26 protein-coding genes are annotated in these 24,287 nt (G+C 66.2%); 12 read left to right on the top strand and 14 right to left on the bottom strand.

The features are described 5' to 3' along the window. The first annotated feature begins 36 nt into the window (after window positions 1–36). Together pgeF and Q0Q36_RS09840 are read left to right on the top strand one after the other, a co-directional pair. Entirely contained in the window at window positions 37–801 is a 765-nt protein-coding gene (pgeF, locus tag Q0Q36_RS09845; protein WP_265055757.1) for a peptidoglycan editing factor PgeF, read from the top strand. Between the two features lie 139 nt (window positions 802–940). Next, window positions 941–1,225 (top strand): hypothetical protein, encoded by a 285-nt coding sequence (locus tag Q0Q36_RS09840; protein ID WP_293797772.1) that lies wholly within the window; start codon window positions 941–943, stop codon window positions 1,223–1,225. A gap of 17 nt (window positions 1,226–1,242) precedes the next feature. Here the strand turns inward: Q0Q36_RS09840 and Q0Q36_RS09835 are convergent, their stop codons facing one another. Both Q0Q36_RS09835 and Q0Q36_RS09830 read right to left on the bottom strand, forming a co-directional pair. Further along, a complete protein-coding gene (locus Q0Q36_RS09835; protein ID WP_293797770.1) occupies window positions 1,243–1,989 on the bottom strand; it encodes an SDR family oxidoreductase in 747 nt (248 codons plus the stop codon). Continuing rightward, window positions 1,982–2,797, bottom strand: coding sequence for a glycosyltransferase family 2 protein (locus Q0Q36_RS09830; protein ID WP_293797768.1), 816 nt, complete (start codon window positions 2,795–2,797; stop codon window positions 1,982–1,984). Before Q0Q36_RS09830 ends, Q0Q36_RS09835 begins: the two co-directional genes overlap by 8 nt. Before the next feature lie 374 nt (window positions 2,798–3,171). Between Q0Q36_RS09830 and Q0Q36_RS09825 the strand changes: the two genes are divergently transcribed. After that, window positions 3,172–3,828: an outer membrane protein gene (locus Q0Q36_RS09825; protein ID WP_293797766.1), complete on the top strand. Its 657-nt coding sequence runs from the start codon at window positions 3,172–3,174 to the stop codon at window positions 3,826–3,828. Between the two features lie 159 nt (window positions 3,829–3,987). Here the strand turns inward: Q0Q36_RS09825 and Q0Q36_RS09820 are convergent, their stop codons facing one another. The 4 genes from Q0Q36_RS09820 to Q0Q36_RS09805 all read right to left on the bottom strand — a co-directional run bounded on the left by Q0Q36_RS09820 (window position 3,988) and on the right by Q0Q36_RS09805 (window position 6,679). Next, window positions 3,988–4,590, bottom strand: a complete 603-nt coding sequence (locus Q0Q36_RS09820; protein WP_293797764.1) for a glutathione S-transferase — start codon at window positions 4,588–4,590, stop codon at window positions 3,988–3,990. 36 nt (window positions 4,591–4,626) lie between these two features. Continuing rightward, window positions 4,627–5,478: a 23S rRNA (adenine(2030)-N(6))-methyltransferase RlmJ gene (locus Q0Q36_RS09815; RefSeq protein ID WP_293797762.1), complete on the bottom strand. Its 852-nt coding sequence runs from the start codon at window positions 5,476–5,478 to the stop codon at window positions 4,627–4,629. 63 nt (window positions 5,479–5,541) lie between these two features. Continuing rightward, window positions 5,542–6,207 (bottom strand): ribonuclease T2, encoded by a 666-nt coding sequence (locus tag Q0Q36_RS09810; RefSeq protein WP_293797760.1) that lies wholly within the window; start codon window positions 6,205–6,207, stop codon window positions 5,542–5,544. A gap of 13 nt (window positions 6,208–6,220) precedes the next feature. Continuing rightward, window positions 6,221–6,679 (bottom strand): hypothetical protein, encoded by a 459-nt coding sequence (locus Q0Q36_RS09805; RefSeq protein ID WP_293797758.1) that lies wholly within the window; start codon window positions 6,677–6,679, stop codon window positions 6,221–6,223. 182 nt (window positions 6,680–6,861) lie between these two features. Here Q0Q36_RS09805 and Q0Q36_RS09800 point away from each other — a divergent pair, with 182 nt between their 5' ends. Continuing rightward, window positions 6,862–7,497, top strand: a complete 636-nt coding sequence (locus Q0Q36_RS09800; RefSeq protein WP_293797756.1) for a pyridoxamine 5'-phosphate oxidase family protein — start codon at window positions 6,862–6,864, stop codon at window positions 7,495–7,497. A gap of 10 nt (window positions 7,498–7,507) precedes the next feature. Here the strand turns inward: Q0Q36_RS09800 and Q0Q36_RS09795 are convergent, their stop codons facing one another. Continuing rightward, window positions 7,508–8,410 carry a DMT family transporter gene (locus Q0Q36_RS09795; RefSeq protein ID WP_293797754.1) on the bottom strand — a complete coding sequence of 301 codons (903 nt, stop codon included), beginning with the start codon at window positions 8,408–8,410 and terminating at the stop codon, window positions 7,508–7,510. Between the two features lie 136 nt (window positions 8,411–8,546). On the opposite strand from Q0Q36_RS09795, the gene Q0Q36_RS09790 reads away from it, so the two are divergent. Both Q0Q36_RS09790 and Q0Q36_RS09785 read left to right on the top strand, forming a co-directional pair. Continuing rightward, entirely contained in the window at window positions 8,547–8,870 is a 324-nt protein-coding gene (locus Q0Q36_RS09790) for a metalloregulator ArsR/SmtB family transcription factor (RefSeq protein WP_293797753.1), read from the top strand. Next, the gene (locus tag Q0Q36_RS09785; RefSeq protein WP_293797752.1) at window positions 8,867–9,421 is read left to right on the top strand and encodes an SRPBCC family protein; all 555 of its coding nucleotides are present in this window, start codon (window positions 8,867–8,869) and stop codon (window positions 9,419–9,421) included. The genes Q0Q36_RS09790 and Q0Q36_RS09785 overlap by 4 nt, the downstream gene beginning before the upstream one ends. A gap of 13 nt (window positions 9,422–9,434) precedes the next feature. On the opposite strand, the gene Q0Q36_RS09780 is transcribed toward Q0Q36_RS09785, so the two are convergent. The 4 genes from Q0Q36_RS09780 to Q0Q36_RS09765 form a co-directional block, all read right to left on the bottom strand. Beyond that, window positions 9,435–9,959: a winged helix DNA-binding protein gene (locus Q0Q36_RS09780; protein ID WP_265055744.1), complete on the bottom strand. Its 525-nt coding sequence runs from the start codon at window positions 9,957–9,959 to the stop codon at window positions 9,435–9,437. 166 nt (window positions 9,960–10,125) lie between these two features. Further along, on the bottom strand, window positions 10,126–11,115 hold the full coding sequence (locus Q0Q36_RS09775; protein ID WP_293797750.1) for a TRAP transporter substrate-binding protein: 990 nt from the start codon (window positions 11,113–11,115) through the stop codon (window positions 10,126–10,128). A 40-nt stretch (window positions 11,116–11,155) separates the two neighbouring features. Continuing rightward, on the bottom strand, window positions 11,156–12,460 hold the full coding sequence (locus tag Q0Q36_RS09770; protein ID WP_293797748.1) for a TRAP transporter large permease subunit: 1,305 nt from the start codon (window positions 12,458–12,460) through the stop codon (window positions 11,156–11,158). Window positions 12,461–12,462: 2 nt separating this feature from the next. After that, complete coding sequence (locus Q0Q36_RS09765; RefSeq protein WP_293797746.1) at window positions 12,463–13,011, bottom strand: TRAP transporter small permease; 549 nt, start codon at window positions 13,009–13,011, stop codon at window positions 12,463–12,465. Between the two features lie 222 nt (window positions 13,012–13,233). On the opposite strand from Q0Q36_RS09765, the gene Q0Q36_RS09760 reads away from it, so the two are divergent. Next, on the top strand, window positions 13,234–16,833 hold the full coding sequence (locus Q0Q36_RS09760) for a hydantoinase B/oxoprolinase family protein (protein WP_293797744.1): 3,600 nt from the start codon (window positions 13,234–13,236) through the stop codon (window positions 16,831–16,833). A 27-nt stretch (window positions 16,834–16,860) separates the two neighbouring features. On the opposite strand, the gene Q0Q36_RS09755 is transcribed toward Q0Q36_RS09760, so the two are convergent. Continuing rightward, window positions 16,861–17,652, bottom strand: coding sequence for a class I SAM-dependent methyltransferase (locus tag Q0Q36_RS09755; RefSeq protein ID WP_293797742.1), 792 nt, complete (start codon window positions 17,650–17,652; stop codon window positions 16,861–16,863). A gap of 95 nt (window positions 17,653–17,747) precedes the next feature. Between Q0Q36_RS09755 and Q0Q36_RS09750 the strand changes: the two genes are divergently transcribed. After that, complete coding sequence (locus Q0Q36_RS09750) at window positions 17,748–18,443, top strand: SDR family oxidoreductase (protein WP_293797740.1); 696 nt, start codon at window positions 17,748–17,750, stop codon at window positions 18,441–18,443. 12 nt (window positions 18,444–18,455) lie between these two features. On the opposite strand, the gene Q0Q36_RS09745 is transcribed toward Q0Q36_RS09750, so the two are convergent. Next, on the bottom strand, window positions 18,456–19,073 hold the full coding sequence (locus Q0Q36_RS09745; RefSeq protein WP_265055737.1) for a LysE family translocator: 618 nt from the start codon (window positions 19,071–19,073) through the stop codon (window positions 18,456–18,458). Window positions 19,074–19,162: 89 nt separating this feature from the next. Between Q0Q36_RS09745 and Q0Q36_RS09740 the strand changes: the two genes are divergently transcribed. Next, complete coding sequence (locus tag Q0Q36_RS09740) at window positions 19,163–19,747, top strand: GNAT family N-acetyltransferase (RefSeq protein ID WP_293797737.1); 585 nt, start codon at window positions 19,163–19,165, stop codon at window positions 19,745–19,747. Between the two features lie 14 nt (window positions 19,748–19,761). On the opposite strand, the gene Q0Q36_RS09735 is transcribed toward Q0Q36_RS09740, so the two are convergent. Continuing rightward, window positions 19,762–20,751 (bottom strand): alpha/beta hydrolase, encoded by a 990-nt coding sequence (locus Q0Q36_RS09735; protein WP_293797734.1) that lies wholly within the window; start codon window positions 20,749–20,751, stop codon window positions 19,762–19,764. A gap of 183 nt (window positions 20,752–20,934) precedes the next feature. Here Q0Q36_RS09735 and Q0Q36_RS09730 point away from each other — a divergent pair, with 183 nt between their 5' ends. The 3 genes from Q0Q36_RS09730 to Q0Q36_RS09720 all read left to right on the top strand — a co-directional run bounded on the left by Q0Q36_RS09730 (window position 20,935) and on the right by Q0Q36_RS09720 (window position 24,210). Next, window positions 20,935–22,611: a methyl-accepting chemotaxis protein gene (locus tag Q0Q36_RS09730; RefSeq protein WP_293797732.1), complete on the top strand. Its 1,677-nt coding sequence runs from the start codon at window positions 20,935–20,937 to the stop codon at window positions 22,609–22,611. A gap of 82 nt (window positions 22,612–22,693) precedes the next feature. Then, window positions 22,694–23,785 (top strand): ATP-dependent RecD-like DNA helicase, encoded by a 1,092-nt coding sequence (locus tag Q0Q36_RS09725; protein ID WP_265055732.1) that lies wholly within the window; start codon window positions 22,694–22,696, stop codon window positions 23,783–23,785. 26 nt (window positions 23,786–23,811) lie between these two features. Beyond that, window positions 23,812–24,210, top strand: a complete 399-nt coding sequence (locus Q0Q36_RS09720) for a DUF1801 domain-containing protein (RefSeq protein ID WP_293797728.1) — start codon at window positions 23,812–23,814, stop codon at window positions 24,208–24,210. The last annotated feature ends 77 nt before the right edge of the window (window positions 24,211–24,287 follow it).

The raw sequence follows: 24,287 nt of genomic DNA, 5'->3' as shown, positions 1-24,287 counted from the left end.
AGCCGCTCGCGGCGCTGCGCAACTGGACCTGCTCCCATGTTCATCACCGCCCGCGAACTCGCCGGAGAAGCCGGAATACGCCACGCCTTCTTCACGCGCGAAGGCGGGGCTTCAAAGGGGATCTACGCTTCGCTGAACGGCGGGCTCGGCTCTTCCGACGATCCGGCGGCGATCACCGAGAACCGGGCGCGGATGGCGCGTCATCTCAGCGTCACGCCGGAGAACCTGATCAGCCTCTACCAGGTCCATTCCGCGGATGTCGAAGTGGTGACGGGGCCTTGGCCGGGCGAGCGGCCCAAGGCCGATGCGATGGTGACGACGGCCTCGCATGTGGCGCTCGGCGTCTCCACCGCCGATTGCGGGCCGATTCTCTTCGCCGATGGCGAGGCGCGGGTGATCGGCGCCGCCCATTCCGGCTGGAAGGGTGCTTTCACCGGCATCGTCGGCGCGACGGTGACGGCGATGGAGAAGCTCGGCGCGCGGCGCGAGCGCATCACGGCCGTGCTTGGTCCGACGATCAGCGCCAAGGCCTATGAGGTCGGGCCGGAATTCATCGAGCGCTTCAAGGCCGAGAACCGGACCTATTCGCGCTTCTTCGTTCCGTCCGAACGCCCGGCCCGCGCGATGTTCGATCTGCCGGCCTTTATCGGACTCAAGGCGCAGGAGGCAGGGATCGGCCGCTTCGTCGACATGGGCCTGTGCACCTATGGCGACGAAAAGCGCTTCTTCAGCTATCGGCGCACCACGCATCGCGGCGAGCCTGATTACGGCCGCCTGATCGCGGCAATCGTGCTCGATTGAGCAGATAGCGGTTGACGAGACGGTGCGGCGACTTGTCGCACCGCTTCAACTGGAGCATCGTTCCCGCTGCCGCGGGGAACGCATCGCTTCCTCCAGGCCCATGTTCTTCGGGCGATGCATCGAGATGCAGGGGGCCGGGATGGAACAGATCCTGATGAACCTGATCGCCGGTGCGATCGGCGGCAATGCGGCGGGCAAGGCCAGTCCGAGCTTCGATCTCGGCACGCTCGGCAATACGATCGCGGGGCTCGTCGGCGGTGGCGTGCTCGGGCAACTGATCCCGATCCTGCTGCCGGCGATCAGCGCAGCGGCGCAGGGCGGCAATCTCAGCGTCGGCGGTGTCCTGACCAACCTGATCTCGGGTGGTGCCGGTGGCGCGATCCTGACCGCGATCATCGGAGCGGTGAAGAACAAGGCGGCCTGAGGCGCCGCCTTAGCGATTCAGCCGATGATGTCGGGCGTGCGCCAGCCGAGATGCTGGCCGGCATCGACGGCGATCATCTGGCCGGTCACGGAGCTGGCGCGGGCGAGATAGAGTACGGCCTCGGCGATCTCGTCGGGCGAGATCCGATGCCCGAGCAAGGTTCCCGCAGCTTCCTGCTGCAGCCGGTCCAGCCCGTCATAAGTGTTGGGGAAGGTCGGGCCGGGGCCGACCGCGTTGACGCGGATGCGCGGGGCCAGCGCCTGGGCCAGTGTCTGGGTCGCGGTGAGCAAGGCCGTCTTGGTCAGGGTGTAGGAATAATATTGCGGCGTCAGCTTCCAGACGCGCTGATCGACGATGTTGACGACGGCACCCTTCGCATCGGCCGGGAGACGTTCGGCCATGATTCCGATCAACTGCGACGGCGCGCGCAGGTTGATCGAGAACTGGCGGTTCCAGGTGGCGATGTCGAGCGAGCGAACATCGTCGGCAACGAAGCTCGCGGCATTGTTGACCAGGAGCGTGACCGGGCCGAGCGCTTCCTCCGCCGCGGGAATCAAGGTCGCGACCTGTGCGGGGTCGACGAGATCGGCGCCGAGAAGGCAGGTCTTCGTGCCGCCTGCTTCGAGTTTTCGGGACAGGACCTCGGCCTCTTCGCGGCTGCCGCCGTGATGGATCGCGATCGCGTAGCCGGCGTCAGCCAGCTTCTCGACGATGGCGCGGCCGATTCGTCTGGCGCCGCCCGTGACCAGCGCGACCTCAGTCATCGCGGCCATCGTAATTCGCGGGAGGCGCGGCGTTCTTAACCGAGGCACGCCGCTGCAGGCGGCGCTCCCAGTGCTTGGCGGCGCGCAGATAGCGGTAGAAGGCGAAGTTCATCGCGGTCATGAAACCATAGATGCCGCGCAGCGCGTGACGGCGCCCGATATAAGCCTTGAGGAAATTGGCAGGAAATTCGGCGACCAGTCGGAAGACTGAAAGCGTCCCGCCACGGGCGTCGAGGTCGTCGGCCTGCGCATCGCTATAGGCGTTGAGCTTTTCCATCTGCTCGCCGAGCGAGCGGACGGAGAAGTGATGGATCGTCCCGCGCAGGCGTCCGACACGCGCATCAGGCGCGAGATCGACGCGGTCATGCACAGGGGAAGAGGAATAGCGGCCCTTGCTCTTGCGATAGAGGCGCACGGGTGCGAGCGCGTAGGCAAAACGATGCGGGGCGCCTTCACCCGGAAAGATCTCGGCGATTCGCAGCTTGTAGGCATCCTTCGGCGGTAGTCCGCTGGCGAAGAGTGCGGTGATCTCCGCGGCAAGATCGGGCGGAATTACTTCGTCGGCATCGAGATTGAGCAGCCAGTCGTGACGGCATTGCTCCTCGGCGAAGCGCTTCTGCTGGCCATAGCCCGGCCAAGCATTGAAGATGACACGGGCGCCGCGCGACTCGGCCACGGCCTGCGTGCCGTCGGTCGAGCCGGAATCGACGACGATGACGTCATCGCTCAGCCCGCGCGCGGCTTCGATCGTGCGGCCGATCCGGTCTGCCTCATTCTGGGCGATGATGAAAATCGAAAGAGGCGGCACTGTCTTCTTGGTTTCCTGCTTGTCTCTAGGCTTAAGCACGCTCGCACGGGAGCGGCAAGATAGGCCAAAAAAGCCGCAATCTACGTGGGAACCTTGATAAATCTCCGGCGTTTGTAGGCCGGGCCATGTTCCTATGCCAGTGGGGCTTCATAGCTCTGTTAGTATTCGATTTACCATGCTGGCTAGTCTGTGGTTGGTTAACTCGGTTTTACCTATTTGCGTCCAGTTATCGCATTCGTGCCGCATTTCTGCCGCGGTCTGCAAGGCAGATGTGCTTCCGATGCAACAGACAAAGCCGGCTCCCGGTCTTATAACGGGTTCATCGAAATCAACCGCCGGGTTTTCCGGCGACAGCGACGACTAAGGAGTTTGTCATGAAGAAGTATCTGCTTGCGAGCGTTGCCGCGCTCGGTCTCGTCGCCGCTGGCGCCGCTTCGGCTGCTGACCTGCCGTCCCGCAAGGGCCCGGTCGCTGCCCCCGTCTACATGCCGCCGGCGTTCACCTGGACCGGCTTCTACGTCGGCGCCAACGCCGGCTATGGCTGGGGCAACGTGAACACCAACGGTTTCACGGTGACCAACACCGGTGACCTCGACGGCTTCGTCGGCGGTGGTCAGGTCGGCTACAACTACCAGATGGGCCAGTTCGTCGTCGGCCTGGAAGCCGACATCCAGGCGGCTGACCTCAGCACCGGCAACACCTTCGCCGGCGTGCGCGTCAAGACCGACTACTTCGGCACCGTCCGTGCCCGCGTCGGCGTCGCCTTCGACCGGTTCATGCCCTACGTGACCGGTGGTTGGGCCTACGGCAACGTGAAGACCTCGATCCCGGCTCTCGGCTTCTCGTCGGATGCCAGCCACACCAGCGGCTGGGCTCTCGGCGGCGGTCTCGAGTACGCTGTCACCAACAACCTGATCGCCGGCGTCGAGTACCTCTACGTCGACCTGGGCGACAAGCGCATCCTGAACACGGGCACCAAGATCGGCACCGACTTCTCGGTCGTCCGCGCCCGCCTCAGCTACAAGTTCTGATCCTCTCCTTCCGGAGACAGAACGGACCCGGTGGCTTCGGCCACCGGGTTTTTTGTTGCCTAGGTGCCGGTCGCGTATGAGGGCGAGACGTGAAAAAAGCCGGCGACTTCGGGCGCCGGCTTTGCCGTTCGAGCGCGGTTTCGGCTGCGGCCGCCTCCGTCAGCCCTTGAAGCGGGTCGTCTCGAAGGCGGGGACTCGGGCGGCGAAATCGTCGAGCCAGGCGACAAGCTTCGGATGTTCGGCGCGCCATTTTCCTTCGAAGCGCAGGTCGAGATAGCCGAGCGCGCAGGCCAGAGCGATCTCGCCGATATGCGGGCGATTCGCGAAGGCGGGCGGAGCGGCTTCGAGGGCCGCCAATCCGCGGGCGACCTTGCCGTCCTGATGCGCGACCCAGTTGGCATTGCGGGCTTCCTCCGGCCGGAAGCGCCCTTCATAGACCTTGAGCAATGCCGCGTCGCAGATGCCGTCGGCCAGCGCCTGGAGCCGCAATTGGGCGAAGCGCGCCTCGCCGGCCGGGATCAGCTTCCCGCCGCTGAGATGGTCGAGATAGTCGACGATGACGCGGGAATCGAACAGCGTCGTGCCGTCCTCCAGCACCAGCGTCGGGATCTTGCCGAGCGGGTTCTGCTGGCGCAGGACTTCGGACGGGTCGTTCGTATCGGCGGCGACGATCTCGATCCGGTCCATCAGCCCGAGTTCGATGGCCGCCATTTTGACCTTTCGGCCGAACGGGGAGGCGGGGGAGGAGCGCAGGACGAGCATCGGCGATATCCTTGATGCGAGGCGAAAAGAGATCGATCAGCCGTCGGGGCGGATCGCCTCGCAGTGATAGCGCGGTCGCGGTCCCTGGGCGAGCCGCTCGGTCAAGGCTGGCAGCAGTGCTTCGGCTTCCTCCGCCAGGCGCCAGGGCGGGTTGACGACGAGGAGGCCAGTGGCGCTGAGTCCGCCGGCCGCTTCAGGGCGGTCGACATCGATCTCGAGGCGCAGGAGCCGGCCGATTCCGGCATCGAGCACCGCGCCCATCAGGGATTCGACGCCGCTGCTGCCCTTGATCGGATACCAGAGCGCGTAGGTCCCGGTCGGCCATTTGCGATGCGCCGCGATGAACTGGTCGGCGAGGGTGGCGAACTCGTCCTTATCCTCGAAAGGCGGGTCGATCAGGACGAGGCCACGGCGCTCCTTCGGCGGGACGTTGGCCCGCAATGCCGTCCAGCCGTCGATGGCGAGCGGCTTGCAGCGCTTGTCCTTGCCGATCGATTCGACGAGCTTCCTGTAGGTCGGGGGATGGAGCTCGGCAGCGACCAGCCGGTCGTCCGGCCGCATTACATGGCGGCAGAGCCAGGGCGAGCCGGGGTAGGCACCGGCGCCATAGAGCGCGCGGGCGCCCGCCAGAGCGGCACGATAGGGAACGAGCAAAGCCTCGACTGCGGGAGACAGAGGCGAGCGGTCGATGCGCGCGATGCCGTCCTTCCATTCATGCGTCCTGAGCGCCTCTTCCGAATCGAGGTCATAGCGGCCGCTGCCGGCATGGGTGTCGATGATGCGGTAGGCCGCCGGTTTGGCGTTGAGATGCAGCAGGATGCGCGTCAGCACGACGTGCTTCAGCACATCGGCGAAATTTCCGGCGTGGAAGCCATGGCGATAGTTCATGACGCCGTTGGTAGAGGAAGCTGCTGCCGACCGGAAGCGGCAAAGTCCGGCCGTCTCAGGCTTTCAACGCGGCGCGACCACGGTGAAATCGCGCGCGCGGCAGCCGGAACGGTCGATCTGCTGGCACGTCCGGAAATCGCGGAGATCCTTGGTGAGGCAGATGCGGACTTCCTGCAGCACGCCGCGCTTGCAGGTGACAGACATCATGTCCGTACGCAGGCCTGGATTGGCCGCGGCGAAGGCGCGCTCGAGATCGATCGCGGTCCAGGTCTGGTCGCGATCAGCCTTGGCCAGGGCAGGCGGGATCGCGATCTTGTCGCGGGCGCGGCGGACATCGCGGAAATAGTCGCTGGGGCTCGAACCCGTGCAGGTGCCATGCTTGCGCCACTCGTAGCGGGCGAGGTTCTCGGTCGGGAACACGCCTTCGGCCTGTTCCAGCGCGATGCGCGAGGGCGAGCGGCCGGCGGGGCCGCAATCGCTGGGATAGCCGCGCTCGTTCTGCGGCCAGAGGCCATGCACCACGAAGCGCAGGCCGGCGCCTTCGCCGCATTGCTCGCGATTGCGCGAACGGTCGCCGTCGAGCTCGCAGAAGCCCGGCGACCAGGACAGGGCCAGAACGTAGAAGTCGAAATCGCCGGGCGCGCTGCTGCGCTGGCCGAAGCCCTGCGCATGCCCGGCTGTGGAGAAGCCGAGCAGCGTCAGGGCCGCGATCGCCAGCCACTTCTTCATCGGTCGACCTGCGTCAGGGGCGTGCCATCTTGCAATCGGGCGCGTAGGTGCGCTCACGATCGAGGCCGTTTACGCACCAGTTGACGTTCCAGGTCATGCCGAAGAGGCCCAGGCTTTCGCGCACGGAGTAGTCGACCCGGCGGAATTTGCCGTCGTTGAGCAGGACACGACCGCTGCAGAAACGCCGCGGGATGAAGTCCGCGCCCCAGCTGCGATAGCCGATCTGCGCGATGCGATCATAGGACAAGGCCTGGAGCGGACCCCAATAGGTGTCCTCGCGCGAGTTGAAGTGGCTTGTGACTTTGCCGAGCACAGCCGGATCGTCGCAGCCTGGAAGGTCACCGCTCATCGGGAAGGTCCGGTTCTCGGCCCGGTCGGCGGGGTTGACGAAACGGCCATTCGCCGCGCCGGCGGCAAAGGCCGTGAAGCAGGCGAAGGAGACAAGGGCGGTTCGCAGCAGGGCGCGGCGCATCGAATCAGGCCTCGTACGGGAGGGCGAAACTAAGGCGCACGATGGCGATGCGCCGGTCACCGGTCAAGGCCGCAGAAGGCCGGAGGGCGCCATGCGGGGAAAGGCTGGCAGGCACGAGCCGCCCGCGCTGGCGCCAAGGACGGCAATCGGACAGATTGAGCGGAGAAAAACGGGGAAACGATATGACGGACTGCTTCGACGATCCGGCGGCGCGTATCGAGGATGCGGACGCGCTGCGCGGGCATATCGGCCCGGTCTCGCCCTTGGCGACCGGCAAGGTGCTGCGCCGGCTCGACCAGTTCTGCCGGGACTTCATCGCGCTCTCGCCCTTCCTCGTGCTCGCGAGCTGCGATGCGCAAGGCAATGCCGATGCGAGCCCGCGTGGCGACGGGCCGGGCTTCGTGCGCGTGCTCGATGACACGACCCTGCTGATCCCCGACAGGCGCGGCAACAACCGGGTCGATTCCTTCGGCAATATCCTATCGTCGCCGGGTGTCGGGCTCGTCTTCATGGTGCCGGGCATCCCCGAGACTCTGCGCGTCAACGGCAAAGCGCATGCGACGCGCGATGCCGCCCTGCTGGCTCCTTCCGTCATGCAGGAGCGTGCGCCGGTAACCGGCCTCATCGTCGCGGTCGAGGAAGCCTATTTCCATTGCGGCAAGGCGCTGATCCGCTCGAAGCTGTGGGACCCTGCGACACAGGTGCCGCGCCACTCCTTTCCGACGCTCGGCCGCATCATCGCCGACCAGACCAAGGCAGTCGACGGCGACGAGGCTGATCGCAATCTCGAGGAAGCCTACCGCCTGCGCCTTTACTGAGGCGGGATCGTCAGGGTGCGCCGGCGCCTGTCGCTTCGAGCACCGCCGGCGCCGATGAAGCCCGGCGTTCGAGAATGAGCAGGACGAGCCCCGCCGCAACGATCAGGGCCGCGCCGCAGAGCATGGCCGGCGTCGGCCAGTCGCCGAAGACGAACCAGCCGAAGACCAGCGCCCAGACGATCAGCGTGTACTGATAGGGCACGACCACGGAGGCCTCCGCCAGCTTGAGCGAGCGGGTGACGCAGATATGGGCGCCCATCGCGACGATGCCGAGCAAGGCGAGGAGGGCGGTGTCCTTCAGGCTCGGCGTCACCCAGCCGAAGGGCAGGAGCGCGAGGCCCATCAACAGGGCGCCGAACGTCTGCCAGGCGACCAACGTGACATCCGGCGTGCCGCGCAGCCGGCGGCCCGCGATCATCATCGCGGCGAACAGGAAGCTGCCGAGCAGCGCGATCAGCGCGGGCATCGAGAAGCTGGCGCCGCTCGGATTGAGCGAGACCGCGACGCCAGCGAAGCCCAGCGCGATGGCGAGCCAGCGCCGGCTGTCGATGCGCTCGCCGAGCAGCAGCGCGGCGAGGATCACGACCCAGACGGGAGCCGCGAGCCAGATCGTCATCGCGTCGGCGAGCGGCAAGTAGGTCACGGCGAGATAGAACAGCGCGACCTCGCCCGAGCTGAACAGAACGCGCAAGGCCTGCAGCCCGGGCTTCTCCGGCCGCAATGTCCGCTGCACGCCTTGCTTGAAGACGAAAGGCAGGATCACGACCAGCGCCGCCAGGCTGCGGATCAGCAGGAGCTGGCCGACCGTGTACGTCGCGACCAGCCATTTGCCCATCACGTCGTTCAGCGAAAACAGCAGGATGCCGATCAGCATCATGGCGATGCCGGTGACAGAGGCGTTGCGGGTGGTCATGTCAGGCGAAAGGGGTCCCAAAGGCGCGCTTCAACTGGCCGAGTCCAGCGCGCGTGGCAATCCGCCTCGCCGCATGCCTGCATGATCTCCTGATATTAAGTGTTGACTTAATTAAGTATAATCGAAATCATTGGCCATGGATCGTTTTGCCGCCCTTGCCGACCCGACACGCCGCAGCATCATGGAGATGCTGGGGGAGCGGGCCCTCTCGGCCGGGGAGATCGGCGCCCACTTCAGTGCCAGCGCGCCGGCGATCTCGCAGCATCTGAAGGTGCTCAGGCAGGCCGGGCTGGTGAGCGTCGAGGCTCGCGGCCAGCAGCGGATCTACAGGCTCGATCCGGCGGGGCTCGAGGCTTTCGATGCCTGGATCATCAAGGTCAGGCGCTTCTGGAGCCGCCATCTCGATGTCCTCGAACAGGAACTCGCAAAGCCCGAAACGGGCGAGGGAGACAACCGATGAACGCCTATGGAGTCGTGCTGGAAAGCGGCGCGGTGCGCTTCGAGCGCCTGCTGCCGGGGCCCATCGAGCGGGTCTGGTCCTATCTCACCGAGTCGGAGAAGCGCGGACGCTGGCTGGCGTCCGGCGTCTTCGACCTGAGAGTCGGCGGCCGGACGGAAATGCTGTTCAAGCATTCCGAGATCACCGACGAGACGCCGCCGGAAGCCTATCGCGAGGTGCATGAAAACGGCGTGCGCTCGACCGGAACGATCACGCGCTGCGAGCCGCCGCGGATCATCGCCTTCACCTGGGGCGGTGACGGTGAGCCGGAATCCGAGGTCGAGTTCGAGCTGGTGCCGAAGGGCGAGAAGGTCTTGCTGGTGCTGACGCATCGCAAGCTCACCAGCAAGGCGGAGATGACCAGCGTCTCCGGCGGCTGGCACATGCACCTGGACCTGCTGGAGGATCAGCTCGCCGGCAGCAAGCCGCGCGGATTCTGGTCGCGGTTCAAGGCGCTCGATGCGGAATACGCTGCGCGTTATGCGGACCTGCCCGAGCCGGGCAAGGGCTGACGGGCGAGGCCGATCAGAGGCTCGCCGCCGCACGTGCCGCCTGGTCGTACTGGCCGGAGAGCGAGCGCATCGCGGCGGCGATCTCGGAGAGCCGCGCCGGGTCGGCGCCGGTGGCGCGGACCGATTTGACCAGAAGCTGCTCGCGGATCTGGGCATAGCGCCGGCAGGCTTCCTCGCCGGCCGGCGTGACCTCGACGGTCTTCTCCTTGCCCTTGCGGCCGCCCTTGAGCAGCTTCAGCCGCTCGAGCTTCTTCAGCGAATAGTTCACCAGATGCGTGTCCTCGATATTGAGGACGAGGCAGATATCGGCGAGCCGCTTGGCCTTGCCGCGGTGATTGACGTTGTGCAGCACGAGCACGTCGAGCGGCGAGAGATCGGGCATGCCGGCGGCCGCCATTCCGCGCACGATCCAGCGGTGAAAGGCATGGACCGTCATGCTAAGCGCGAACTCGAACTCCGAGAGCGCGGGAAGAGCCCCGGCGGCGAGATGGCCGGAGGAGACGATCGGGCCGAGATTGTCAGGGGCGGGAGAGGTCATCGCGCTCAATCATCCTGAATAGAAGCAACACGTCATCCCGGACAAACCGCTTCGGTGGCGCCGAGCCGGGATCCATGCCTGAACCGCTTCGGTATGGATCCCGGGCCTCCCTCCGGTCGCCCGGGATGACTGCATTCTTGATGCGAAGCGTGGCGGAGTGCCCGCTTCACATCTTCTTGTAGGCGTCGACGATGGCCTGGCCCTCGGCGCCGGCCTTCTTCAGCCAGTCGGCGGTGAGCTGCTCGCCCGCCTTCTTGAAGCCGGCGGAGAGCTCGGGTGACGGGGGCTGCACCTTCATGCCCTTGGCCTTGAGCTGGTCGAGATACCAGCCGGCCTTGTCCTGCCACATCTTCCAGCCGCGCTCTTCGGCCGTCGCTGCGGCCTTGAGGATCGCGTCCTGCGTCGCCTTGTCGAGGGCGTTGAAGGCGGCCTTGTTCACGAAGGTCGCATCCTTCGGGATCCAGGCCTGCACGTCATAGAAATGGTCGAGGGATTCCCAGACCTTGGAATCATAGCCCGTGCCGCCCGACGACATGAAGGAATTGACCACGCCGGTCGCCAGCGCCTGCGGCAGCTCCGCCGCCTGGATCGTGACCGACTGCATGCCGAGCAATTCGCCGAGGCGGGCGGTGCCGACATTGTAGGAGCGCCATTTCAGCCCCTTCATGTCCTCGACCGTGTTGATGTCCTTCTTGGCGTAGACGCCTTGCGGCGCCCAGGGGACCATGAAGAGGAGCTTGATGCCCTGGGCGTCGAGCTTCTTCTCGATCGCCGCCTTGGAGGCCGTGTAGAGCTTGCGCGAGTCGGCAAAGGAGGTCGCCAGGAACGGCACCACGTCGACGCCGAAGATCGGATCCTCGTTCTCGTGGATCGACATCAGAATCTCGCCCATCTGGGCCTGGCCGGAGGCGACGGCGCGTTTGATCTCGGGCGCCTTGAACAGCGCGGCGTTGGCGTGGACCGTGATGAGGAGCTTGCCCGAGGTCGCGGCCTCGACGTCTTTGGCGAAGAGGGCGAGATTCTCCGTATGCGGATTGTCCGTGGGATAGGCGTTAGGCAGGTTCCACTTGGTCTGGGCTGCCGCCGGCATGGAGAAGGAGAGCGCGCTGACGCCAAAAGCGAAGGCGGCAGCGGCAAGATGTCTGCGGTTGATCATGTCATTCCCTCTCTGTTGCTTGTGGTGATTGGGCCGAAGATCAGTCCGGGAAGGCGAGCTTCGGCAGGTAAAGCACGATCTGCGGGAAGGTCGTGATGATGATGACGGCCACGTTCAGCAGAATGAAGAACGGAAACGCTGCCTTCGCAATCGTCATCGTGTCCTTGCCGCTCATGTTCTGCAGCACGAACAGGTTGAAGCCGACCGGCGGGGTGATCTGCGCCATCTCGACGTGGATGACGAGGTAGACGCCGAACCAGACGAGGTCGAAGCCGGCTTCCTTGACCATCGGGAGGACGATGACGGCAGTCAGCACGATCATCGAGATGCCGTCGATGAGGCAGCCCAGGATGATGTACATGCAGGTCAGCGCCAGCACGAGCATATGCGGCGATAGCGACTGGCCCTTGACCCAATCGGCCAGTGCCGCCGGGATGCCGGTATAGGCCATTGCCGCGGTGCAGAAGGCCGCACCCGCCAGGATCAGCATGATCATGCAGGTCAGGCGCGTCGCGCTCATCACGCTTTCATAGAAGGTCTGCCAGGTCAGCGTGCCGCTCCACCAGGCCAGCACCAGCGCGCCGGTGACGCCCCAGGCTGCGCATTCGGTCGCCGTCGCGAAGCCGAGCACGAGCGAGAGGAAGACGGCCGCGATCAGCAGCAGGCAGGGCGCAAGATTGGCCGACTGGCGCACCTTGGCCATGAAGGACATCGGCGGATCGCGCGGCGGAATCTTGCCCGGGTTCAGCCAGGACCAGACGATGACGTAGCCCATGTAGAGCGCCATCACGAGAGCACCGGGCAGGAAGCCGCCGAGGAAGACCTGCAGCACAGAGACATTGGCGGTGACGGCATAGACCACCATCGGGATGGACGGCGGAATCAGCAGGCCGAGCGTGCCGGAGCCGGCGAGTGTGCCGATGCTGATGCCCTCGTCATAGCCGCGCTTCTTGAGCTCCGGCAGCGCGATCTTGCCAATGGTGGCGCAAGTGGCGGCCGAGGAGCCGGAGACGGCGGCGAAGATGCCGCAGCCGACGATATTGGTGTGGACGAGGCGACCGGGCAGCCATTGCAGCCAGGGCGAGAGGCCCTGGAACATTTGCGCCGAAAGCCGCGTCCGGAACAGGATTTCGCCCATCCAGATGAAGAGTGGGAGCGCGGCCAGCGTCCAGGACGCGGAGGCACTCCAGACGGTGGTTGCCAGGACCTGGCCGATCGGGATGTCGGTGACCAGCATCATGGCGAGCAGGCCGACGAGGCCGAGGCCCACCGCGATCCAGACGCCGCTGGCGAGGATCAGGACGAGGAAACCGAGCAGGACGATCGAAAGAATGGGGAGGCTCATGGTCAGACGCCTCCGCCCTGCGCGACGCGCTCGATCAGTTCTTCCGTCGTCGTCGGCGGCTCAGGCTCGTAAGTCGGCTTGCCGCCGCGCGCGACGATGACCCATTCCTCAGCGACCGCGATCAGGAGGATTGCGAGGCCGGCGACCATGCCGAGCTGCGGGATCCAGAGCGGCACCGAGATGACGCCGGTCGACATGTCGAAGAAGCGCCAGGAATCATAGGCGAGGCGGCTGGCCTGCCAGGTGAAATAGGCGAGGAAGGCGGCCGCGATCGTCAGCGAAACCAGCTCGGCGATGCGGCGTGTCCGGCCGTGCAGGCGCTCCAGCAGCAGGCCGACCCGGATCATCTCGCCGCGCTTGAAGGTATGGGCGAGGCCGAGGAAGGCCATCGCGACGAGCGACCAGCCGGCGAAATCGTCTCCCGAGGGCACGTTCAGATTGATCTCGCGCCCCACGGACAGGAGCATCATCAGGACGAAGATCGCGACGAGGAAAAAGCCGGCGAGATAGCCCGCGAGCAGATAGAGCGCATCGAGCGAACGGCGGATCATGGGGCGCGGTGCTCCCATCGGACGGAGGCGCCTGCGCGCCCGGTTGCCAGGATTGCCCGCATCGTCGCATCCTCCGCTTTCTGCCGGCCTGGCCCCTCAGCCATGTTCCAGCCACAATTGGGATCGTAGCCGGCGGAATCGCCTTGTCAATAACTCATCGACGATTTATCGATAAAACGTCAGCATAGATCACGGCTGGCTTGACGAAGGGGAGAGCGTCTGATGTTGGCAGCCCATTGGGATTTCTGGATCGATCGCGGCGGCACCTTCACCGACGTGATCGGGCGTGATCCGGCTGGCAATCTCCATGCCAGGAAGATGCTCTCCGAAAATCCCGGCGCCTATCGCGATGCGGCGGTGCAGGGCATCCGCGAGCATCTCGGGCTGAGGGCAGGCGAGCCGATCCCGACCGGGACCATCGGCGAGGTGCGCATGGGCACGACGGTCGCGACCAACGCACTGCTGGAGCGCAAGGGCGATCGCACGCTGCTGGTGACGACCAAGGGTTTCCGTGATGCGCTGCGCATCGGCTACCAGGCCCGGCCCGACATCTTCGCCAAGCAGATCATCTTGCCCGAGGCGTTGTACGAAGCGGTCGAGGAGATCGAGGAGCGCGTGCTGGCCGACGGCACGGTCGAGCGTGCGCCCGACGAGGTAGCGATCCGCAGCGCCCTGCAGGCGCAGTACGATGCGGGCTTCCGAGCCGTCGCGATCGTCTTCATGCATGGCTATCGTTACACGGCGCATGAGCAGATCGCGGCCCGGATCGCGCGCGATATCGGCTTCCCGCAGGTTTCGGTCAGTCATGAGGTCTCGCCTCTGGTGAAGCTGGTCGGGCGTGGCGATACCGCCGTGGTCGATGCCTATCTCTCGCCTATTCTCGGCCGCTATGTGCAGCAGGTCTCCGAGGAGCTCGACGTCGCCCGCACCGGCGCGCGCCTGATGTTCATGATGTCGTCGGGCGGGCTCACCGCCGCCGAATTGTTCCAGGGCAAGGACGCGATCCTCTCCGGTCCGGCCGGAGGCGTGGTCGGCCTCGCCGAGACCGGCCGCTCGGCCGGGTTCGACAAGGTGATCGGCTTCGACATGGGCGGTACCTCGACCGACGTCGCGCATTTCGACGGCGAGTATGAGCGCGCCTTCGAGACCGAGGTCGCCGGCGTGCGCATGCGTGCGCCGATGATGCTGATCCATACGGTCGCGGCCGGCGGCGGCTCGATCCTTCACTATGACGGGGCGCGCTTCCGCGTCGGCCCGGATTCGGCCGGCGCCAATCCGGGCCCGGCCGCCTATCGTCGCGGCGGGCCGCTCGCGGTGACCGACGCCAATGTCATGGTCGGCAAGCTGATCCCGTCCTATTTCCCTGCGATCTTCGGACCGAAGCAGGATGAGCCGCTCGATGTCGGCATCGTCCGCAACAAGTTCGCGGTGCTAGCGGCCGAGGTCGGCGACGGGCGCACGCCTGAGGAGGTCGCTGATGGCTTCATCCAGATCGCCGTCGCCAACATGGCCGAGGCGATCAAGAAGATCTCGGTGCAGCGCGGCTACGACATCACCCGCTATGCGCTGAATTCCTTCGGCGGCGCCGGTGGGCAGCATGCCTGCCTCGTGGCGGATGCGCTCGGCATCAAGACCGTATTGCTGCACCCGTTCTCGGGCCTGCTCTCGGCCTACGGCATGGGACTCGCCGAAATCCGCTCGACCCGCACCGCGGCGCTGGACGTTGCGCTTGACGGCGAGGCAAAGGCGGCGATCGAGGCGGTGGCGGCGAAGCTCGCCGCCGACACGAAAGCGGAAGTCGCGGGGCAGGGCGTCGCCGAGGGCGATATCGCGATCCATACACGCGCCCATATCCGCTATGCCGGTACCGATACCGCGATCGCTGTGCCGGCAGGCACGCGCTCCGAGATGCAGACGGCCTTCCAGACCGCGCATAAGGCGCGCTTCGGCTTCATGGACGAGACCAAGGCGCTGGTCGTCGAGGCGGTCGAGGTCGAGGCGGTCGGTGGCGGCGCGAAATTCGAGGAGGCCGCCGCGGCCGAGCAGGCGGGCGAGCCTATTGCTGCCGAACGCACGCGCTTCTTCGCGAAGGGACAGTGGCATGATGCGGCGATCGTCCGCCGCGAGGCGATGAAGCCCGGGCACAACGTCGCCGGTCCCGCCATCATCATCGAGCCGAACCAGACCGTCGTCGTCGAGGAAGGCTGGAGCGCGCAGCTCACGGCCAAGGACCATCTCGTCCTCGTCCGTGTGAAGGCGCTGGTCCAGCAGGCAGCGATCGGCACCAAGGCCGATCCGGTGATGCTCGAGATCTTCAACAACCTGTTCATGTCGATCGCCGAGCAGATGGGCGTGACGCTGCAGAACACCGCCTATTCCGTGAACATCAAGGAGCGGCTCGACTTCTCCTGCGCGGTGTTCGACCAGACCGGCGCGCTCGTCGCCAATGCCCCGCATATGCCGGTGCATCTGGGCTCGATGGATCGCTCGGTCGAGACGGTGATCGCCAACAATCCGGTGATCAGGCCGGGCGACGTCTACTGCCTGAACGCGCCCTATAACGGCGGCACGCATCTGCCGGATATCACTGTCTGCACCCCGGTCTTCGACCCCGAGGAGAAAGGCATCCTGTTCTGGGTGGCGAGCCGCGGCCATCATGCCGATGTCGGCGGCACCGCGCCGGGCTCGATGTCGCCGCTGGCGACCAATATTGAGGAAGAGGGCGTCTATATCGACAATTTCAAGATCGTCGATCAGGGCCGCTTCTGCGAGGAGGAGCTGGTCAAGCTCCTGACCGGCGCGCGCTATCCCGTCCGCAACGTCGTGCAGAACGTCAACGACCTGAAGGCGCAGATCGCCGCCAACGAGAAGGGTCTGGCGGAGCTGAAGAAGATGATCGGCTCCTTCGGCCTCGATGTCGTGCAGGCCTATATGGGTCATGTCCAGGACAACGCGGCCGAGAGCGTAGCGCGGTTGCTCACCAAGCTGCACGATTCCGAGTTCACCTATCCGATGGACCAGGGCTGCGCGATCAAGGTGAAGATCACCATTGATCGCGCGAAGCGCGAGGCGACGGTCGATTTCACCGGCACCTCCGAGCAGCGGCCGGACAATTTCAACGCGCCCGCGCCCGTCACCCGCGCCGCCGTGCTCTATGTCTTCCGCGTGATGGTCGACGACGCGATCCCGATGAATGCGGGCTGCCTGCGCCCGATTAGGATCATCGTGCCGGAGGGCTCGATGCTGGCGCCGCGCTATCCGGCTGCGGTCGTCGCGGGCAATGTCGAGGTGTCGCAGGCCGTGACCAACACGCTGTTCGGCGCGCTCAAGGCGATGTCGTGCTCGCAAGGCACGATGAACAACCTGACCTTCGGCAACGACCAGTATCAGTATTACGAGACGATCTGCTCGGGCTCGCCGGCCGGCCCCGGCTTCAACGGCACGTCGGGCGTGCATGTCCACATGACCAATTCGCGCCTGACCGACCCGGAGATTCTGGAGACGCGCTTCCCGGTCGTTCTGGAGGATTTCCACATCCGCAAGGGCTCGGGCGGCAAGGGCGAATGGTCGGCCGGCGACGGCACCTCGCGCACCATCCGCTTCCGCGAGACGATGGATTGCGCGATCCTCGCCTCGCATCGCCGGGTCCGGCCTTTCGGCGTCGATGGCGGCGAGGCGGGCGAGCTCGGCAAGACGCTGGTACGCAGGCTCTCCGGCGCGGTCGAGGAGCTGAAGCCCTCCGACCAGACCCTGCTTCAAGCCGGCGAGGCGGTGACGGTGATCACCCCGACGGCCGGCGGATACGGCAAGGTGAAGGGCTGAAACCCGAGGGCTGGGGACTGCGTGACCTCAGCCCGCGGGCACCCGGCCTTTCACGGCGTTGGCGCGCGCGACATAGGACGCGCTGCCATCGTCCGCGATGGCGATGCGCGCGCGGACCTTGTCCTTGAGCTGGGCGAGGTTCTCCGGAGATAGGGCTGCAACGGCCGGTGCCACCGTCGCGCCGAGCGTGCAGGCATGCCAGAACGCGTCGAAATCGGCGAAATGGCGGCGCACGCTGATCTCGTGCGTTTCGACATCGCGCAACCCGGCCTGCGTCCAGAGCGCGACCAGGCTTTCTAGCCGCGAGACATCCGCGCTCGGCGGGCGCGGCGGGGTCATCCCGAGAGCCTTGAGTTCGGTCAGGACGGGATCGAGCGGAAAGCCGCCGCCCGGCATGTCCCAGGCATAGGCGGCGATGAGCCCGCCCGGCCGTGTGATCCGGACCATCTCCGCCACGCCCTTGGCCGGGTCGGGCACGAAGAAGATGACCAGGGCCATGATCGCCGCGTCGAAGCTCCGGTCCGGATAAGGCAGCTCCATGGCATCGCCCAACGTGAATTCCGCCAGGCCCGCGACAGGGCGTTTGCGGGCATAGTCGAGCTGCCCCGGCGACGGATCGATGCCGCTCAGGGCCGCCGGTGCGCAGCGATCGAAGAGCAATTGCGTCGAAGCGCCGTTGCCGCAGCCGATATCGGCCCAGCGCAGGCCTGCGGGCGCAGCGAGCCAGTCGAGGAAGACATCCCCGGCAAGCCGGCTCCACTTGCCCATCATCTCTTCATAGGCGGCGCCATCATTGAATCGGATCTGCTGTTCGGTCATGACGACGGCCTTCTCCAACTATTCAAGATAGGACGAACGATCTGGAAATAAGGGCCGCAACGCCCTACCTCCAGTCCCTCTCACGGAGAAGTCTCATGCCCCAGACCTGGATGATCACTGGCGCCAATCGCGGCATCGGGCTTGCCGTCACCATCGAGTTGCTGCGCCGGGGCGATCGTGTGATCGCGGCAGCGCGCAATCCCTTGGGCGGAGCGCTTGCCGAGCTTGCGGCCGAGCATCCGGCGGCGTTGATCCCGCTGGAGCTTGACGTCACCTCCGATGCCAGCGTCGCGGCGGCCAAGGAGGCCCTCGCCGGGCAGCCGATCGACGTGCTCCTGAACAATGCCGGGCTTTATGGTCCGCGCGACCGGCAGACCGGGCTCGATGTCGATTTCGACGCCTGGCGCGAGGTCTTCGAGGTGAATGTCTACGCGCCGATCCGGGTGGCGCAGGCCTTCCTGCCGAATATCGAGGCCGGGCAGGCCCGCAAGATCGCGACGATCACGAGCCGGATGGGGTCGATCAGCGCCAATCCCGGCAACGCGCTGATCTACCGCTCGTCGAAATCGGCGGTGAACATGGCGATGGTCGTGTTCGGCAATGCCGTGCGCGACCGCAATGTCAGCGTGATGCTGTTCCATCCGGGCTGGGTTCAGACCGACATGGGCGGCAGCGGCGCCGACATCACACCGGCGCAGAGCGCGGGCGGGCTGATCCGCACCATCGACGCCTCCGGGATGGCGCAAACCAACAGCTTCCGCGACTATACCGGCGCGGCTATCGCCTGGTGAGGGCAGACGGCCTCAGCTCGCCCGCGTCGAGGCGAGCCAGAGGCCGCCGCCGACCAGGAAGCCGCCGCTGAGCTTCGACAGCAGCCGCACGCGGCTGCGCGACAGCAAATGGCCGGCCTTGCCGGAGAGCAGGGCATAGGCGCCGTCGCTGAGCGCCGCGAAGGCGAGCGCGGTCGCCCCCATGATCGCGATCTGGGTGGCATGGTCGCGCGCCGGATCGAGGAATTGCGGGAAGAAGGCGCCGAAGAACAGCAGCGTCTTCGGGTTGCTGAGGGCGACCAGCACGCCCTGCAGGAAGAAGCCGCCGCGCGGCGGCTTCGCCGGGGCCGAGCCGTCGAGATCGGCGCCGGCCGAGCGGAACATCTTCCAGCCCAGCCAGATGAGATAGGCCGCGCCGGCCAGCCGTACCCACTCGAACCAGTGGCCGAGCGCTGCGATGACCGAGCTCAGCCCGATGCCGGCGACGAGGACCATGATACCGAGGCCGAGCTGGGTTCCTGCCACGTTGAGGAGGCCGGCGCGGGTACCGTGCTTCAGGCTGTTGGCGACGATCAGCGTGACCGTCGGCCCGGGAACGATGATGATGACGATGCAGGCGAGGAGATAGGCGGCATAGGTTTCGAGCGACATGGCGCTGAGCTCCGGCGGTGTCGCGTAGTGATCTGCCGATCCTGTTGCCTTGTCCAGATGCTCCGCATGATGCGGAAGGGGAGGTGGCGATGAACCGGCCGGGTTTTGACGTAAAGCCCCTCACGCCTGAGCGCTGGAGCGATCTGGAGGACCTCTTCGGTCCGCAGGGGCCCTGCTACGGCTGCTGGTGCAACCATTTCCGCATGCCGCAGCGGCTGCGCAAGCCTCTGCTTGGCGATGGCGCCCGGCAGCTTTTCGAGGACCGGGTGAAGAAGGGGCCGCCGCCCGGCGTGCTCGCCTATGCCGATGGCAAGGCCGTCGGTTGGCTGCAGGTCGGCCCGCGCGTGGACGTTCCCGAATGGAACAACCCGCACCGGGCTTCGACGCCGCTGCCGGATGCGCCTGCAGAGGATGCCCGCAACTGGGCTGCGTCCTGCTTCTTCGTGCGCCGGGGCTTTCGTGGGAGGGGCGTCACCGGCGCATTGATCGAGGGGGCCGTTGCCTTTGCACGGGAGAGCGGTGCGCGACTGATCGAAGCCGCTGCCATGGACAACGAGGAAAAGCGCAGTGCGGAGGGGCTTTATGTCGGGGCCGAGAGTACGCTCCTGCGCGCCGGATTCGTGGAGGTCGCCCGGCAGAAGCCGGGTCGGCCATTGCTCAGGCTAGTGCTGTAGGCAGGGCGGGGCGGTCAGCGCGAGAGTCCGTTCAGGAAGACCGTCAGCCGGTCGAGCGCCTGCTTCCCTTCCGGGCGATTGAGATCGAACTGGTATTCATGCGGCAGCTTGGGCTCGGTCTCGAGCGGGAAGAACAGGGTGTCGGTCCTGACACCACGATCGCGCAGGGCCTGCGCCATCACCACCGATTGCGGCGCCAGCGGGTCGCCATTGCCGACCGAGATGAAGCTCGTCGGGAAGGCCTCCGTGACATAGCGCGGCACGGCGGCCTCGGTGATGCGTTCGCTGTCGAACGGGTTCGAGGTGCCGAAATAGGCGAGGAGCACCGAGCGGACGAAGCCGCCGAACGGACCGGTCAGCTCGAAAGCCGTGGGATCGAAGGCGCCGCAGAACAAGATCGTGCCGCGCAGGTTCTCCGGCCCGACAGCCGGTTTCAAGCCCAGCAGCTCCGCGTAGTCCTTTCCAGTCAGGCCGGCTGCGAGCTGCGACGCGATATGCGCGCCCGCCGAGTCGCCTGCCAGCACGATCCGCGACGGATCGATCCCGAGGCGTTGTCCTTCGCGCTGCAGGAAGCCCAGAGCCGCGTTGGTCTGCAGCACGGGGCCGGGATAGCGGGCGGTCGGTGCGCGGGTATAGCCGATTGCGACGGTGGCGAAGCCGCGTCCAGCCAGGATCTTGAGATAAGGCGCGACATCCGCGCGGTCTCCCGCGACGAAGGCACCGCCATGGATCCAGACGACGGTCGGGCGGCCTGTCTGGGCTCCGTCTGGCGGGAGATAGATATCGAGCTTTTCGTCCTCGGCGCTGCCGTAAGCGATGTCGCGCCGCTCCCGGATGCCGGCGGGGACGTGGGAAACGAGCGCTGCGGTGGTCTTCGAGGCGCCGTAGCCGAAGGCGAGACGGGTCAGCAACGCCGAAGGCCAGGGCGACAGCACGAAAGCGGCGTAGCCCAGGAAGGCGAGGCCGAGGCAGAGCAGGAAGATTCGTCGGGCGCGTCGTCTCATGACGCGAAGCTAGGCTGCCCGTCGATCCCTAGCAATCGCGGCGGAGGGGCGTTCTCAGGGTTGCACGACGTATGGTTCGATATCCGGCTAAGTTATTGATATCTCTGCGTCATGATGCCTCGCGTTAACCTCGTGTTCGCTCGCATCTGCGAAACGGGCGGGGGTTACGGGACTGAGGCGACGATGCGGCGACTGGGACTGACGGCGAAGATCATGATTTTCTTCGCGCTGCTGGGTCTCGCCGGGGCGCTGGGCCTCGCCAGCGCCCTGCGCGGCTTCGATGAGGCGCGGCGCATCGATGCCGCCGCCTTCTCGGATATCCGCCTCGCCGGCAGCGCCTCGTTGCTGTCGAGCCGGATCGCTGCTGCCGCGCTGCTCAGCCGGGTCGAGGCGGACAGCTCCCCGGAGGAGATCGCGGCGATGCTCGGCCGGCTCGATGCGGCGATCGAACAGGTCGACGCGGCGCGGGCGCATCTGCTCTCCGCACTGCCGGCCAGCCTGCGCGAGGCCAATCCGACACTAGACGCCAGGATCAGGACCTTCATCGCTTTCCAGCGCGGCATCGTCGATATCGGCCAGCGCGTCTCGGCCAAGGCCGCCTTGCTGGAGGCGGGCGCAGCCGAGGCACGCGCCAATGTCGACGAGATCGTCGCGACGACGGCTGCCCTGCGCGACGAGCTCGCCAAGCGGGCAGGAGAGGCTTCCATGCGTGCCGCTGAACGAGCCGAGGCTGTTCGCTTCCGGACGATCCTTTTGGCCATCCTCCTGCCGCTCGGCGGCGGACTCCTGGCCCTGCTGATGCTGCGCAGCCAGTTGACCCGACCCCTGTGCAACCTGATGGAAGCGATCCGGCAGGCCGCAGAATCCGATCGTGTCATCGCCGTGCCGCATCGTGACCGCGCCGACGAGATCGGCCAGCTTGCCCGTGTCGTGCGCCAGTTCAGCGAAGTCAGGGCGACGCTGGTGACGCGCGAGAGCGAGGCCGATGATGCGCGGCGCCTGGAACAGCTCCGCAATGCCGAGCTGGCGGGCATCGCCGACGAGTTCGAGGCGCGGCTTGGAGTCCTGCTCGGCGAGATCGGTCAGGCCAGCGAGGTGCTGCGCATGGCATTGCAGGACGCGGCAGTGCGTGTTCACCAGATTTCGCGGAGCACCGAGACGGCGGCTGCCTCCGTGGACGGCGCAGGGATCGACGCGCGCCATACCAGTGAGGCCGCGCTGAGGCTCGACCATGTCGTCGGCCAGATCAATATGGAAGTCCGGCGCGTATCGGAAATGGCGACCGAGGCGACCCGCGAGGCCGCGGGAACCCATGCGCTGGTGACGCGTCTGACCGAAAATGCCGCCCAGATTCGCGATGTCGTGGGGATCATCGAAGCCGTGGCGCGCCAGACCAACCTGCTGGCGCTGAACGCCACGATCGAGGCCGCGCGCGCCGGAAGCCATGGCCGCGGCTTCGCGGTGGTTGCTGCCGAGGTGAAAACGCTTGCCAACCAGGCTTCGGAGGCCGCCGGCCGGATCGTCAGCCGGATCGCGCAGGCTGAAGAGGCCTTGTCCCATGCGGCGGAAGCCGTTTCGGCGATCGGCGCCAGCGTCGCGGCGGTCGAGCAGACAGGAACCGAGATCGCGACCATGGTCGGTTCGCATGTCGAGTTGCTGGGCTCGCTCGGCGAGACCGTAGCCCGCATCTCCGACGTGACCGGCACCGCTGCGTTGGCGATGGGCGAGATTGCGGCGGCCAATCTCCAGACCGTCGGCCAGGCCGATACCGGGGCGGCAAGCGCAAGGGAACTCGATCAGCGGATCAACGCCCTGCAGGCGGAAGCTACCGCCTTCGTCCAAAGGCTGCGTGCTGCCTGAGCGGTTTCGGGCATCGCCGGGCTTGCCTCGCGGCCCGACTCGGCCCCATCTGCGGCATGCCCTTTTCGACGATGGTCGCGCGATGAGCTGGTCGCCCCAGCAGGATATGGCTTTGACTGCCGTGGCGCGCTGGCTGCAATCCGGCGAGCCGCAGCTCTTCCGCATGTTCGGCTATGCCGGCACGGGCAAGACCACGCTGGCGCGCCATATCGCGGAAGCCGTCGACGGCGACGTCGTCTTCGCCGCCTATACCGGCAAGGCCGCGCTCGTGCTGCGCAACAAGGGCTGCCATGGCGCGCAGACCATCCACTCGCTGATCTACCGCTCGCGCGGCGTCGAGGAGGAGAGCCCGATCTTCGCGCTCAACCGCGACAGCGCGGCAGCAAAGGCCAAGCTCATCATCATCGACGAGTGCTCGATGGTCGACGAGGAACTCGGCCGGGATCTGCTCTCCTTCGGCACGCCGGTGCTGGTGCTCGGCGATCCCGCGCAGTTGCCCCCGGTCAAGGGCGGCGGCTTCTTCACCGAGCAGGAGCCGGACGTCATGCTGACTGAGGTCCACCGGCAGGCGGCGGACAACCCGATCGTGCGGATGTCGATGATCGTGCGCGAGGGTGGGCAGCTCGAACTCGGCGAATACGGTCCGAGCCGCGTGATCCGGCGCGGCGAGATCAACCCCGAGATCGTCATGGGCGCAGATCAGGTTCTGGTCGGCATGAACAAGACGCGGCGCAACTACAATGCCCGCATCCGCCAGCTCATGGGCCGCACCGATAACAGCCCCGTCGCCGGAGAGAAGCTGGTCTGCCTGCGCAACGACAAGAGCAAGGGGCTGCTCAATGGCGGTTCCTGGATCGTGCAGGAGATCAAGACCTCGAAGAAGGGGCTCGTCACCATGCGCGTCACGCCCGAGGACGATGTCGGCGGCAAGGCGGTGAAGGTCTCGGTGATGCCGAATTTCTTCGACGGCACCGAGGACGAGGTGCCGTGGGAGCTGCGCAAGCACACGGACGAATTCACCTTCGGCTATGCGCTGACCGTGCATAAGTCGCAGGGTTCGCAATGGGATGATGTCGTGCTCTTCGACGAGAGCTTCGCCTTCCGGGAGCACCGCGCCCGCTGGCTCTATACCGGCCTGACGCGCGCTGCCGAGACGGTTACGGTCGTGGTCTAGGCACTCCGGCAGGGAAGGACGTCGCCATGGCGAAGGACGAGGCTCAAGACCAAGCTGCTTCCCGGCTGATCGACGAGAAGATCGCGGCGCTGACCGACTGGCGGGGCGCGATGCTGGCGCGTATGCGTGCCTTGATCCATCAGGCCGACTCCGACGTCATCGAGGAGGTGAAGTGGCGCGGCGTGCCGGTCTGGTCCCATGGCGGGATCATCTGCACCGGCGAGACCTACAAGAGTGTGGTCAAGCTGACCTTCATGAAGGGCGCTTCGCTTGCCGATCCCGCTGGCCTGTTCAACTCGAGCCTGGAGGGCTATGCCCGCCGCGCGATCGATGTCCGCGAGGGCGAGGCGATCGACGCCGACGCCTTCAAGGCCCTGATCCGCGAAGCGGTCACCCTCAATACCGCGCGCTCGAAGCCGCGCTGAGACGCCCCGCCTGCCACATTGCCGATTTGTCATGAAACCCAACGGTTTTTTGCCATAGTCGGCGCCGATCCTCTCCC

It is taken from the genome of uncultured Allobosea sp. (assembly GCF_945957345.1).
Taxonomy (GTDB): Bacteria; Pseudomonadota; Alphaproteobacteria; order Rhizobiales; family Beijerinckiaceae; genus Allobosea.
This window is presented reverse-complemented; position numbering and strand designations above follow the sequence as displayed.